Raw genomic sequence first — 13,686 nt, 5'->3', positions numbered from 1 at the left:
ACGAACATGCTATACTAAAACTGAAACGAGGAGGCCTTCACCATGCAAACTCTATCCACAGAAATTTTAACGCAAACGATTCGGCAACGTCCCGCTAATAGCTACAAGGGAACATATGGGCGAATCACCTTAATTGGCGGTAATCGAAACTTTGGCGGTGCCATTCTCATGGCCAGTGCCGCGGCTGTTTACGCCGGTGCTGGTCTGGTCACGACAATCACCGACCCCAGTAATCAGGGAAGTTTACACGCCCGCCTACCGGAAGCTATGTTCGCCGACTTCAATGACTTAGCCCAAACGCAGGAGCTGATCAAAGGCACCGATGTTATCGTCATCGGGCCGGGACTCGGTACCAGTCCGCAATCACTCGCCATTCTGAACAACGTCTTTAGCGTCGTTCAAGCCACCCAAACGCTAGTCATTGACGGGTCAGCCATTACTTTGGTTGCCCAACATCAGCTTGCCTTGCCACAAGCACACCTGATTTTTACCCCCCATCAAATGGAATGGCAACGCCTCAGCGGTATCGCGATTGCCGAACAGACGCCGGAAAAGAACCAACCGATCGTCAACCATTTGAGCGCCACGGTCGTACTCAAATCACATCGAACACAAATCTACACACCAACTGCCGCCTACGAAAATCCATTGGGAACACCCGCTCAAGCAACTGGTGGCATGGGTGACACCCTGGCTGGTATGGTCGGTGGTTTTGTCGCTCAGTTTACCAACAAAACGGATGCTGTCCTCGCTGCCGTCTACAGCCACAGTGCCATCGCCGAGGAACTGGCACGAACCCAGTATGTGGTTCTCCCCCACCAAATTATCGATGTCTTACCACAGTTCATGAAGCAACATGAGGGACTAGGTTAGTGCATTAGTTACATTGAAGCGCTTCTACGGCAAGCGTTTTGCCTAAGGTAAACCCTATCCAAATATTGCCAAAGTAACCCGACAATTTACATTCTTTCTTTGAATCATAACGTGTACCGATGCCCAAGCGGCCAATTTTCAGACCGACCCCAACGCTAGTCATCTGCTTTTAGGTCGTTAAAAAATAGGCGTCCCCTATCATTTTTCGATAGCCGGGACTCCTATTTTTAGTTAGTCTTTATTTTTTCGTCTAGTGGTCCCGTCAACTCATCAATCTCGGTTGGCAGTAAGCCACGGTACGCACCTACCGGTAAGTCGACTGGCAGTCGCAATGGTCCAACTGCCAAACGTTCGACGGGACCAAGAACATCTGGCAATTTCTCTAGAGCTGCCACCGCCATGGCACTGTCGATCGTGGTTAAAGCGACTGTCACCTGCTGATGAACCTGATCGACCTGCATCGTCACATCCTGAAAGGCTTGATTGGGTGCTAGTGTCGGCACCACGGTTCCACTGACTTGAACCTGAAATCGACTTGGCCAGTTTTGACCCGTCACATCGGTCAGAAAGCGCACATCGTCACTGGTCAGTACCAGTCCCACGGCTTCCTTTGGCAGATCAGCCAACGCATCTAATTGTCGTGGTTGGTCAAAAGCATTTAGCAAGCTTCCTAGACTATGTGGCATCGTGGGATCCATGCTCAATTGAAATCCAACTGGTTTATTGAAGACGAGGTATTGTGGCTGACGACCGGTGACGGTCATCCCGTCAACGCGGACGTTATCCGCCTCGACCACCGTTGTACGGGGTGAATCAATAACGTCTGAATTGACCGTCACCCGACCCTGTCGTAGTAACCGCAGAATTTGTAGTGGCGTTCCCTGTCGATGTTCCGTTAAGTACCGTTCAATGTTCATCTCAACGTCCTCCTAGTGAATATGCAACCGCCGCCGTAACCCCGCGACTCGGGAGCCCATAATGGCATCTGCTAATCGGCTCTTCAAGACCACGTAAACGTAGAAATAGCCACCGATCAGCGCCGCCACTGCCACAATCAGGAAGTTTACAATTCGACCTTCGCTCCCGCTAAAGCTACCCAGGAAGGTAATTGCCTTGGCCAAGAGGTACGTCCCGATTGACGTCAGTAAAATTCCATTCGTCTTCTTCGCAATCTGCGTGTAGTTGATACCAAATTGAGCGTCCAACGAATGAATAATCAGATAACACGTAACCAAAAATCCACAACCTGTCGCCAGTAAGGGGCCGAATGCCCCAAAGAAGTAAACCAGCGGCCACTGCACGATAAATTTAACAATTGTCCCAACGATAAAATACCGTACAGCACGCTTATTTTGCGAGATTCCTTGCATGAGCGCTGAAACTACCGTGTACAGCCCCAACAGAATCGAAAGGTACGAGGAGAATGCCAAAATCGATGCCGCTAGCGCCTCGTGTGCCCGACCGTAGAAAACCAAGTTCAAAGGTCGTGCTACGGCAGACATCCCTAATGCACTGGGAATCATGACGAATTCAAACATCAAAAATGCATTAGATAATTGGTCTGAAATTGATTTTTTATCTCCCCGCGTATAGGCTTCAGAGAGTAGCGGCACGACCGTCACGGCCAAAGCCGATGCTAAGGAAATCGTAATCATAATTAATTTGTTGGCATTAACCCCAAACAGCGCGAATAAATCATTTAAGTAAGCTGCTGAATAATTCCCAGCCATATGCATAATGGGTGCAAAAGTATACTGGTCGATCAGTTGAAAAATCGTAATCCCAGCACCTAAGACCACGAATGGGACGGCTTGCGCAATAATTTCACGATAGAGTTGTGATGCAGGCACAACCATTTGATTATTACTGTTCCGGACCAACGAACGGAAATGCCGCCGGCGTCGCCAATAATAAATGCCCAAAACCAGTAGACCACCTAGTGCCCCCATTGCGGCAGCCAAAGTGGATTGCGAAACCGCGGTGATCCAGTTTCCCTTCAGAACCCGCATGATCACGTAGGCAGAAAGTAACATGTACAGGACACGAACAAGTTGTTCAACGAATTGTGAAATGGCGGAAGGTGCCATTTGCTGAAATCCTTGGAAATATCCCCTAGTTAGACTCATCGTTGGGATGATCAGAATTGCCCACGCCAACGAGTGCAGAACTGGAATCAGGTTGTCATCCCCTCCTGTAAAGAGCGGCGCACCGAAGTACATCAGTGCGGCAATCACAATTCCGGTCATAATGGCAATTTCCAAGCCCCGCTTATACAGGCGGACACTAATACCGTATTCATTCAACGCATTGTAGTGCGCCACTTGTTTTGCAATCGCCGAGGGCACCCCCGCAATTGCAGCAATCAGGAAGAAGCTATAGATATTGTACCCTTTTCCGTACAACGCATTTCCTTGGAGATAAAAGGCGCCGAACCAGATGTTCCAGGGAATAATATAAACTGCGCCCAGGATTCGCGAAAAGATACTTCCCCCCGTCATCCACGCAGAGCCCGCTACCATCTGTTCTTGTGCGTCAGCTTGATTGCCAGAATTACCAGACTTTGCCGCCATTTGACACCCTACTTTCAATTTGTAAAATTAAACGTTCCTATTACTTAGGCCCTTACCGAATCTAAGCTAATCAAACCAACATTATACCATAGCTTTTTCTTAAAAATTATCAGGTTTCGTTAAAGATTTGGGAGAACCTCCTCTAAATTCGCTGAAACCAGCTGACATTGCTTACCGGATACGACTAACAGTGGTATGCTGAAAGTAGGAAGAATTCAGAACTTATTCAAGGAGGAATGCCAATATGACGCAAGCAACAGCCGGTGCAACCACGGCACCGAAGATGGAAATGTCCCCCGAGCGGGCCAAACAGGTCATTACGATGACCAAGAATATCCGCGCACATTTTCCAGAACTGGCAGACGTTTCCGACGCTCAGTTGATCTACTCAACCTGGCGGGCTTTTAAACGCATCGACCAAACCAACGATAGCGATTATCAGACTATGGCCAACGTTTTCTTCCACGAAATTGACCGCCACTTACTGAAGTATAAACTCTCTAAGGCAGGTCAAGGGGAAATCATTTCCCAACGCTTCTTCGCCATTCTCACCGAAATTCTCTAACGTCTTGTCCCTCACAGGCTTCTGCCGTGAGGGTTTTTATTTGGGTTTTAGGTTCAAGAATAGCCAAATACGGCTGCTCTCGGCTACCTCCTGCCAGCCATAAAGCAACGACTTAAGTTGCCTAATTTTAGTTACACTAGCATTATTACACAATCATGATGGGTATTTGGACTCTTTAGACCTTTTTTCTATCCTTGCTGATTCGTTTACTTTGTGCAACGCAAAATAATCAGCAAGCTTACGTGATCATTTTAGCGCTCACCGCAGCCGCTTTAAAGCCCCTATCACCAGTTGCGCTAACCAATAACCATACTTCAGCGTCATCTAACCATTTAATTTCACAATTTTCATTGATTTTAGGAAAATCCCTAATCCTCATTCCCCCAGTAAATGCGGTATACTTATTGTACGCAACTTAGTGATGATTTAATATTGTGAGGCGATTACTGTGCGTTATTTGGCGTTATTAGGAAGTCATGAGCGGAATGGAATCACGGCCAGCTACTTGCAGGCTGTCACCGATAATTTACCATCCGATGCCACTGTCGAGACTGTTTTTCTACGGGATTATGATATTTATCCTGACACCAAAGAAAAGGCTTGTCCGGCGTTAGATGAAATCGAGGACAAAATGGCAACCAGTGACTTTTGGATTGTCTGTGCACCTACATATTGGGGTGGTCTCTCGGGTGTGATGAAACAGTTCTTCGACTGTATGCGGTTTCGGTTAGTGCGGATGAACTCCGTGGCCGATACCTTACCTGGCAAGTATAAGGACCGGCACTACCTGAGCATGACGACTTGTTTTATCAGTTCCACCGAAAACTTTTTCACCGGAATCACGGATCAGACCTTCGTGACCATCGACCGCGTTTTAACTGGTGCCGGCTTGATCAAGGTCGGTGAATTCGTTGGCACGGGCACTTGGGGTGGTACCCATGCTCCTCGACCAGAAAAATTAGCAGAATGTCAACGTTGGGCCAAGAAAATCGCCAACCGACCACGAAAGGATGATAATACCTTGAAACGTTACTTATTGCTGTTCGCCATGATTGCCGTCATGGCCCTCGTCACCATGGGCTTACAAGCGTGGTGGTTCGGTGTCTTTGCGGCCGGTAAGTTTTGGATCACGTACGTTAGCTTTGTCATCATCTTCTACGTACTCTTAGCCAGTCTCCTACACTTCTTTACGTTCGTGCGACATCGGCGACGTTAATCTCAGACAATGACAGAAGAGCGCCGAATAAAGGCGGTTAGGCGGCGAACATTACTCTTGCAACAGTAAGAATTGTCACCCCTAAGTCAGTAAAGATTGTCACACTCCAGCTGCCAGAGATTCCGCTTGCTGCGAGAATTCTTCCGCTTTCGGCTCGCCTGAAGGCCCAAGCGTCTTCTAGGTTCCCATTTAGATGCTCAAATAGAGGCCGTGACGTAAGTCTCCAATGTAAAAGCTGGTTGAGAAAAATCCGCAGATTTTTCTCAACCAGCTTTTTAGTATAATTCTTACCTCTAACCTCAAGGGCTATCTCTAAGAATCCGTCTTCAGATACGCGTCTTCCAGACTCTGCGTGTTAGTCTCTGCCATCAACTTGGCCGGCGTCCCCGTGAAGGCAATACACTTGCCAGCGAGCACCAGCAGTTGAACATTTCTCTCAGGAAGATTGCGAAACTGGTGAGTCGTCATAATCACTGTCTTCCCCTTATCAGCTAAGGCCGTAATCTGGGACATCATCTGTGCAGCAACCTTAACGTCCAAACCACTTTCCGGTTCATCAAATAAATAGAGATCGCGCTGGAGCAGACAAATCCCTTCCAAAATAACCAGTCGCCGTTGCCCCCCAGAGAGATCACGAAAGCGACTATTGGCAATCTCCCTTAGACTTTCCGGCAACTGATTGCTATCAAAATCAGCGGTCGGTTGATCTAAGTTCACCATCATTTGAATAGCTTCCATGACCTTGGCTGATCCCGTAAATGGGGCTCCCTGCATCTGATAAGCGATTCGTGACATCTCAGGGAAGCCCTTAAACGGTAAGCCCTTTCGCTCACTGACGCCAGCAATAAAATCGAGTAGCGTCGTCTTCCCCACGCCGTTTACGCCCAAAAGAATATTAACTTTACCCGGCTCAAAGTCAGCCGTTAAATGATCAAATAGTATCCGGTCATCTGGTAATTGATATGAAAAATCTTGGATTCGCATGACTGACCTCCCGTTTAGAGTGCTATATTGTCCGCTACCAAGTGTTGCCAATTATGGGCTTAGATACGTCATTCTGCTTATTCGGTGGGTGGCTTGTAGAAAACCAAGTTTGTCAGCGCGACATTTTCGAGGCTTCAAGTGGTGCTTATCCCCTTCCAGTCTATATCTGCCGGCCAGTAAGGCAAAGAGACCACCATTCAGCCCAATTTTAGTACAGCCGTTTTAGATGTCAGTAACGATTCGTATTCGACTGTAGCTTCATGTGACGTACTGGGTAGTAGCCAATGAGCAAGTAAAACACCGCTACTCCGGTCAACAAACCGACATGCAGTAACGTTACCCGTCTCAGGATATCTAGTCCCACGCTGTAGAATTGAATCATGTATGAGCAAGGGTTGAAGGCTGCTAGAACCTCATTGATCCAGGGAGCTAATCCTAGCCCCGGGCTGATCAGAAACATCCCCACAAAGATATATCCCGCGGTTATCAGAGACACTAGATTGACGCGCAGGGGAAGAATCAGTAGAAAGTTCGTGAAACCCACAACGATTGGAATCAGGATCACATTTAACAGTAATCCCCCCGCCATCATGGGGAGTAAGGTTAATGATGCCGGATTCAAGCCCAACACGACTAAATCAAAAAAGAAGACTTCAACTTCAATAAATAGAACCTGCACAATAAGATTGCTGAAGAAGATCAATCGCTTATCACCGGCAATCACCGTAAACATCTTTAGAAAATTCGATTCGCGCATACCAATCAGAGTAAACTGAAACCCATTTAAAACGCCCACTAATACAATGTAGACCCAATAGGCTAGTAGCTGTGAGGCCAAATCATGAACACCAAATGGATGGCCGTTTGAGCTAAGATCCGTAATCACAAAGAAAACCACGGGTGCAATCAGCGTATAAAATAAGACCATCTTGTCATCCCAGGTCTGTCGCAATTCAAAACGACTGAGAATATTTAACTTACGCCACACGAGAATCCCTTCCCTCATTATCCTTGGCTTACAGAATAGGGACTTTGCTATCCCAAATTCGGTAGCAATTCACTAATCTAGTTTTATTTCCAAGAATCGTCTTCCTCATAAATCGCCACGAATTATCTCCCTAACCGTAATTTTTGCCAACTAAAAAGTGCCGGTAGCTCACCATTTGGAAAGTTACCGACACTTCATTTTAATTTGCTAAAGCAGCTGAAAACCAAGCTTGGAAACTCGATATTTTCGCGGCTTCAAGTTGTGTTCGTCCCGTTCCAACCCGTATCTACCGGCTGGTAAGGTGATAACTGCACTAAGTTGCCCAACTTCAGTCTCGAAATCGCTGTTACCACCGTCATAACACACGTTTTGAAACTTTCAACTTTTAGTTAGTTTAGCTTAGTTTGCAACAATGTTGACCAGTTTCCCTGGGACCACAATGACCTTACGAACCGTCTTGCCATCCGTATGCACCTTGACCGTTTCGTCAGCCAATGCTTGGGCTTCAATGTCATCCTTAGCCGCATCCTTAGCAACCTTCAGATGCGCACGAACCTTTCCGTTGACTTGAACGACCATTTCAACCACGTCCTCAACCAATTGCTTGGCATCGTACGTTGGCCATTTGGCATAAGCAATCGTGTCGTCATGACCCATCAAGGCCCACAGCTCTTCGGCGATATGTGGCACAATTGGTGAGATCATCTTGACGAACCCTTCCATGTAGATCAATGGCAGGCTATCCGCCTTGTAAGCTTCGTTGACAAAAACCATCAACTGCGAAATCGCAACGTTAAACCGCATAGCTTCAAGGTCTTCGCTCACCGTCTTCACGGTTTGGTTATAGATCTTATCTAACGTGCCATCGTTAATCATCGTGACTCGGTCACGCAGATGATTATTGTCATCGATCAAGAGCCGCCAAACGCGATCCAGCCAACGACGAGACCCGTTGATTCCTTCCGTACTCCATGGTTTGGAAGCCTCTAATGGTCCCATAAACATTTCGTACAGTCGCAGCGTGTCGGCACCAAATTTCTCGACGATTTCATCAGGATTGATGACGTTGCCCTTCGACTTGGACATCTTTTCGTGATTGGTTCCCAAGATCATCCCTTGGTTCACCAACTTCTGGAATGGTTCCTTAGTTGGGACCACACCGAGATCGTAGAGGAACTTGTGCCAGAATCGCGCGTACAGTAAATGCAAGACGGCATGTTCTGCCCCACCAATATACAGATCGACTGGCATCCAGTATTTCAACTTTTCCGGATCAGCAATCGCTTGATCGTTATGTGGATCAATGTAACGCAAGAAGTACCATGAACTTCCAGCCCATTGCGGCATGGTATTGGTTTCGCGTTTCCCCTTACGTCCGTTTTCGTCCACGACATTTACCCAGTCGTCCAGGTTTGCCAGTGGGCTTTCACCAGTCCCAGAAGGTTCAAGTTGCTTAGCAGCTGGTAGCTTCAGTGGCAACTGGTCTTCTGGAACCAATGTGGTTTCGCCATCTTCCCAATGAATAACTGGAATTGGTTCACCCCAATAACGTTGCCGCGAGAAGATCCAGTCACGTAACCGGAAATTGACCTTTTTATGCCCAGCCTTGTGTTCTTCCAGCCAGTTAATGGCCGCAGCAATGGCATCCTTCTTGTTCATCCCATTCAAGAAGTCAGAATTGATGTGTTCACCGTCGCCAATGTAAGCAGCCTTTTGAACGTCGGTATCCTCAGCGCCCGCAATGACTTGGATGATTGGCAGATTAAACTTCTGCGCAAATTCGTTGTCCCGGTCATCATGTGCTGGAACGGCCATGATTGCTCCGGTCCCATAAGAGGCCAGCACGTAATCACCGATCCAGATTGGCAGCTTCTTACCACTCAACGGGTTGATACCGTAAGCACCAGTGAAGACCCCCGTCTTGTCCTTGTTTAAGTCGGTCCGTTCAAGGTCAGACTTACTGTCGATAGCTTCCTTGTAAGCCTTCACTTCAGCAGCGTGTTCTGACGTCGTAATTTGATCGACCAAAGCATGTTCCGGAGCCAGCACCATGTAGGTTGCCCCAAACAACGTGTCAGGACGCGTCGTATAAACTTCAACCTTGGTGTCTTCTTGCCCGTCAACCGGGAAGAAGACGCTGGCACCTTCAGAACGGCCAATCCAGTTACGTTGCATTTCCTTGATGCTGTCTGGCCAGTCCAGGTCATCCAAATCATCAAGTAATCGGTCAGCATACGCCGTGATTTTCAGAACCCATTGACGCATTGGTACACGGTAAACGGGATACCCACCCCGTTCCGTCTTACCATCAATAACTTCTTCGTTAGCCACAACGGTTCCACCCATGAAGTCAGGGGCCCAGTTAACCATGATCTTGTCTTCGTAAGCAAGACCCTTCTTGTACATTTGTTCAAAAATCCATTGCGTCCACTTGTAGAAGGATTCGTCGGTCGTGTTGACCTCACGACTCCAATCGTAAGAAAAACCGAGTGAACGAATTTGACGTTTAAAGTTCTTAATATTGTGCGCGGTGAAGTCCTTTGGGTTGTGCCCAGTCTTCAAGGCATATTGTTCAGCGGGGAGACCAAATGCATCCCAGCCCATTGGGTGCAAGACGTTAAAACCCTGCATCCGCTTCAAGCGCGCCATGATATCGGTCGCCGTGTAACCTTCAGGATGTCCCACGTGCAGACCTTGCCCAGAAGGATATGGGAACATATCCATAACGTAATACTTTGGTTTGCTTGAAGTGTCAGCGGTCTTAAACGTTTCGTTGACCCGCCAGTAATGTTGCCACTTATGCTCAATAATTTGGTGTTTGTATGCCAAAATTCTTCGCTCCCTTTCTCATTTTCAACGCCGAGCCAGAAAAAAAGCCCCCAGAAGTCCATAAAACGACTTCTGCAGGGCGTGTTAGCGCGGTACCACCTACATTTCCCCGGTCTTGTACCGAGGCTCATTCCGGCTGATAACGTCGCCAAACGCCCACCTTGCAGCGGAGAAGACTCAGAGACAAGTTCGTCCCACAGGATAACGGATTTACAGCGACCATCCGCTTGCTGAATACCCCATTAAACTACTACTTCTCATCAATGTCTTTGTCTAATCAGATTATTTTCATCTTAGCAAACCCCCTAAGGAAAAGCAAGGGCCACACTGATTTCTTGGGGAATAATTCAGTAAACCGAAAAATAAGACCGCTAACCGCATACCTGGTAGCGCCGTGGTTCTGGCCAATTCTTTCTGTGACACCGTGTGATGACCCAAAATTGCTGAAACGACCCTTTAGATTTCTTCGCTGTAAACTTAACTATCGTTTTTACTGGAAATCGGTAATCAGTCTTACCTTAACAAGAATCCAAAATAGCACATCACATACAGGGAGCGTTACGCGACCACCGTCATCATTATTGTAATCTGGTTTCATCTCTTCTCTATCTATTTTTCTGTTCATATAGAGCCATTTGATCATGGATAAGCTTCGTATACGTTTACTAATAGTTGGATGACGTTGCCCAACTTTAGTCTCCGTATCGTTGTGACAACAATCATAATGAGTATTTTAGAACTTTCATCCTTCAGATACATTGCCAAGTTGTTGCTATACTGACATTCTCACTCTTCAAAACCATCTAGTTTTTACTTTGCCTTTAAGCATATATTGAATGACACATCGGTCACAACAAATCAGTTGCTAAAAGACAAGAGTTAGATTACCCCATAAAATGCTGAATCAAAACGCATATTAGGCCAATGGCACGCTACTTTGAAACGTCTCGTGTAGTTTCTGCAATATTTTCACGAGGCTTGTCTCAATACTTTCCAAAATCAAATCCGGTCCTTTCAGAACACTGTGCTATACTAAAATTATTATAATCATCTAGGAGGTCAACCTTTGACGACCATTTCAAAAACCCGCTGGCGCTTTACTTGGGCCGCGGGCATCTTATTTCTCATTGACTTACTCGGAGTTACTTTGCAGCAGCCTTGGATCAAGGCATTTGACCAGCTGATCATCGGCTGGGTACGCCATCCCTTGCCACACGGCTTAACGCAAACCATTATCTGGGTAACCAAGTCTGGCAATCCGAAGCCCGTGACCTGGGTCACACTGTTACTTGTGGCCGTACTAGTCATCGCCCGCCATTACCGTGGCGCACTCTTCTTGGCATTCAACGTACTAATCTGGGCCGGGCTGGGGAATACCATCATTAAAAACATCGTTCAACGCCCACGGCCAACCGTTAACCGGTTAGTCGCTGCTAGCTCGTACAGCTTTCCCAGTGGGCACGCCATTACAGCTATGCTCCTGTGGGGATCCTTGATTGTTCTACTGGGTTGGTCCCTGCGGCAGCATCATAATTGGCGCTGGTTTGGCACATTGGTTCTGGGCCTTTGGATCGTCTGCATTGGCCTATCCCGAGTCTACGTCGGGGTCCACTACCCCAGTGACGTGGTTGCGGGCTGGTCATTAGGGTTCTTCCTATTAACGGTCAGTCAATGGTTTCTCACGCGTTATGGAGATGCATTATAAATGAATTTACCAAATGCTTTAACTTATAGTCATACGTTGCTCACGGAATGCGTAGGTCCCGGCGATACGGTCGTTGACGCCACCGTGGGTCAGGGCTACGACACAATTTTCCTAGCAAATCTGGTTGGTAAGTCTGGTCACGTCATTGGTTTTGATATCCAGCAAGCGGCGCTCGATGAAACACAACAGCAGCTCACCCTAACCGGTCTGGGTGCTCAAGTCGACCTGCACGCCACTGGCCATGAAAATGTCGGTACCCTTCTGGCGCCAAATGACCGCATCGCAGCGGCTGTCTTCAATCTCGGCTATCTGCCGGGGGGTGACAAGTCAGTGATTACTCGCCCCGCAACAACATTAACGGCAGTCAAAGCCTTATTGCCTCATCTGCCACGCGGCGGCCGCATTATCTTGGTTGTCTATGCTGGTCATCCCGGTGGCCCGACCGAACGTGATGCCGTCATTGACTTTTGTCAGAAACTTCCACAAAAAATCTATCAGGTTCTGCGTTATGGTTTTATTAATCAAATTCATACGCCACCGTTTCTGTTAGCAATCGAACGGCGGTAACTGAAAGACACAATCAAGTCCCCGTTTGGACTTGATTGTGTCTTTTCGAATCTTATTTCGAAGCTTGAAAGCTCCACAACACTCATTATGACTGTTATCGCAACGATACTGGCCCTAAAATTGGGCAATGTCGTCCAGTCATCGCTTTACCGGTCGGCAGGGGCTAGAAACGGTGTGAACGCGCCTGATCCCATATCTGCTGACCTCTCGGCCTACGTGGTTATCCTGATGCAGCATATGGAGTGTACCTATAAAATCGTTATTGAATTACGCTTAAACTTTAGCAACTCCATGGAATTCAGTGTTTGAAGACGGGCACAATCAAGCTGGCGCATGAACCAGTCCATCCGTCACCAAGCATTCCGCAACCTGAACGGTATTCCATGCCGCCCCTTTCAACAAATTATCCGCCACGACCCACAGGTTAAAAGCACCTGGATTCTCTAAGTCTGGACGAATTCGGCCAACATAGGTCTCACGCGTTCCGGTTGCATTTAATGGTTGCGGATACAATTGATGTCGCGGATCATCTTGCAGCACGACCCCTGGAGCATTCGCTAAGGCCTGTCGTACTTGGTCAACCGTCGCGTCTGGCTTTCCAGTGTCAATCCAGATAGATTCACCGTGACTGAATGGCACTGGTACTCGCACACAGGTCGCTGTGACTTTGATGTCGCTGGCATTCATATCGCCCAACATGATCTTCTTCGTCTCATGAATCATTTTCCACTCTTCATGCGAATATAAGTTGTCCTCTAATATATCAATCTGCGGTAATAGATTGAAGGCCAACGGGTAGTGCTGATGATCACCCTTGATTGGAAAAATCTCGGCCGTCATGGGTTGCTCATCCAGATAATCTCTGGCTTCTTGATAAAACTCGTCCAACCCCGACTGTCCGGCCCCTGACGCTGCCTGATACGTCGAGACGATGATTTGTTTCAGCCCTATCGCCCGGCGAATCGGGTTTAATGCCACCATCATTTGAATCGTCGAACAGTTTGGATTCGCAATGATGCCGTGATGCTGTCGTAAGATCTCTTTATTGACCTCTGGGACGACTAACGGCACGGTCGGATCCATTCGAAAAGCACTGGTATTGTCAACACAGACCGCACCCTGTTCAACTGCAATTGGCAAGAATCGTTGCGACACCGTGCTCCCGGCGGAGGCCAAGACCAGATCGATGCCTGCAAACGACTCAGCTGTCGTCGCTGCGACCCTCAGTGCGCGTCCTTTAAATGACAAAAGCTTCCCCGCAGAACGGGCCGACGCCAATAGTTTGACTGTCTTCACTGGAATTGTCGACTGGGCCAACTGCTGCACCATTCGGGTTCCCACAGCACCCGTTGCCCCTAAAATAGCAACTGTAAATCCTTCCTGCATCCC

At 47.7% G+C, this 13,686-nt stretch carries 11 protein-coding genes; 5 read left to right on the top strand and 6 right to left on the bottom strand.

The genetic code is table 11. From position 1 onward, the window contains the following. Positions 1 to 42 precede the first annotated feature (42 nt). On the top strand, positions 43 to 873 hold the full coding sequence (locus EKM89_RS05730; RefSeq protein WP_125686558.1) for an NAD(P)H-hydrate dehydratase: 831 nt from the start codon (positions 43 to 45) through the stop codon (positions 871 to 873). Between the two features lie 227 nt (positions 874 to 1,100). On the opposite strand, the gene EKM89_RS05725 is transcribed toward EKM89_RS05730, so the two are convergent. Both EKM89_RS05725 and EKM89_RS05720 read right to left on the bottom strand, forming a co-directional pair. Further along, the gene (locus EKM89_RS05725) at positions 1,101 to 1,790 is read right to left on the bottom strand and encodes a pseudouridine synthase domain-containing protein (protein ID WP_125686556.1); all 690 of its coding nucleotides are present in this window, start codon (positions 1,788 to 1,790) and stop codon (positions 1,101 to 1,103) included. A gap of 12 nt (positions 1,791 to 1,802) precedes the next feature. Beyond that, complete coding sequence (locus EKM89_RS05720) at positions 1,803 to 3,443, bottom strand: putative polysaccharide biosynthesis protein (RefSeq protein ID WP_125686554.1); 1,641 nt, start codon at positions 3,441 to 3,443, stop codon at positions 1,803 to 1,805. Between the two features lie 244 nt (positions 3,444 to 3,687). Between EKM89_RS05720 and EKM89_RS05715 the strand changes: the two genes are divergently transcribed. Both EKM89_RS05715 and EKM89_RS05710 read left to right on the top strand, forming a co-directional pair. Then, on the top strand, positions 3,688 to 4,008 hold the full coding sequence (locus EKM89_RS05715) for a hypothetical protein (RefSeq protein ID WP_125686552.1): 321 nt from the start codon (positions 3,688 to 3,690) through the stop codon (positions 4,006 to 4,008). Positions 4,009 to 4,456: 448 nt separating this feature from the next. After that, entirely contained in the window at positions 4,457 to 5,224 is a 768-nt protein-coding gene (locus EKM89_RS05710) for a flavodoxin family protein (RefSeq protein ID WP_125686550.1), read from the top strand. Positions 5,225 to 5,536: 312 nt separating this feature from the next. On the opposite strand, the gene EKM89_RS05705 is transcribed toward EKM89_RS05710, so the two are convergent. From EKM89_RS05705 to leuS, 3 genes are all read right to left on the bottom strand, one after another. Next, positions 5,537 to 6,208, bottom strand: coding sequence for an AAA family ATPase (locus EKM89_RS05705; protein ID WP_125686547.1), 672 nt, complete (start codon positions 6,206 to 6,208; stop codon positions 5,537 to 5,539). Positions 6,209 to 6,437: 229 nt separating this feature from the next. Further along, entirely contained in the window at positions 6,438 to 7,196 is a 759-nt protein-coding gene (locus tag EKM89_RS05700; protein ID WP_125686545.1) for a hypothetical protein, read from the bottom strand. Between the two features lie 399 nt (positions 7,197 to 7,595). Further along, positions 7,596 to 10,025, bottom strand: a complete 2,430-nt coding sequence (leuS, locus tag EKM89_RS05695) for a leucine--tRNA ligase (RefSeq protein ID WP_125686543.1) — start codon at positions 10,023 to 10,025, stop codon at positions 7,596 to 7,598. A 1,066-nt stretch (positions 10,026 to 11,091) separates the two neighbouring features. On the opposite strand from leuS, the gene EKM89_RS05690 reads away from it, so the two are divergent. Next, on the top strand, positions 11,092 to 11,730 hold the full coding sequence (locus EKM89_RS05690; protein WP_125686541.1) for a phosphatase PAP2 family protein: 639 nt from the start codon (positions 11,092 to 11,094) through the stop codon (positions 11,728 to 11,730). Next, positions 11,731 to 12,297, top strand: coding sequence for a class I SAM-dependent methyltransferase (locus EKM89_RS05685; RefSeq protein ID WP_125686539.1), 567 nt, complete (start codon positions 11,731 to 11,733; stop codon positions 12,295 to 12,297). A gap of 321 nt (positions 12,298 to 12,618) precedes the next feature. On the opposite strand, the gene EKM89_RS05675 is transcribed toward EKM89_RS05685, so the two are convergent. Beyond that, entirely contained in the window at positions 12,619 to 13,683 is a 1,065-nt protein-coding gene (locus EKM89_RS05675) for an aspartate-semialdehyde dehydrogenase (protein ID WP_125686535.1), read from the bottom strand. Between the last annotated feature and the right edge of the window lie 3 nt (positions 13,684 to 13,686).

Source organism: Levilactobacillus fujinensis, from assembly GCF_003946335.1.
Lineage (GTDB): Bacteria > Bacillota > Bacilli > Lactobacillales > Lactobacillaceae > Levilactobacillus > Levilactobacillus fujinensis.
This window is presented reverse-complemented; position numbering and strand designations above follow the sequence as displayed.

Excerpts from the sequence above, each read along its gene's own strand:
- EKM89_RS05730 (WP_125686558.1), top strand. The coding sequence starts at position 43 with ATGCAAACTCTATCCACAGAAATTTTAACGCAAACGATTCGGCAACGT.
- EKM89_RS05725 (WP_125686556.1), bottom strand. The coding sequence starts at position 1,790 with ATGAACATTGAACGGTACTTAACGGAACATCGACAGGGAACGCCACTA.
- EKM89_RS05720 (WP_125686554.1), bottom strand. The coding sequence starts at position 3,443 with ATGGCGGCAAAGTCTGGTAATTCTGGCAATCAAGCTGACGCACAAGAA.
- EKM89_RS05715 (WP_125686552.1), top strand. The coding sequence starts at position 3,688 with ATGACGCAAGCAACAGCCGGTGCAACCACGGCACCGAAGATGGAAATG.
- EKM89_RS05705 (WP_125686547.1), bottom strand. The coding sequence starts at position 6,208 with ATGCGAATCCAAGATTTTTCATATCAATTACCAGATGACCGGATACTA.
- EKM89_RS05685 (WP_125686539.1), top strand. The coding sequence starts at position 11,731 with ATGAATTTACCAAATGCTTTAACTTATAGTCATACGTTGCTCACGGAA.
- EKM89_RS05675 (WP_125686535.1), bottom strand. The coding sequence starts at position 13,683 with ATGCAGGAAGGATTTACAGTTGCTATTTTAGGGGCAACGGGTGCTGTG.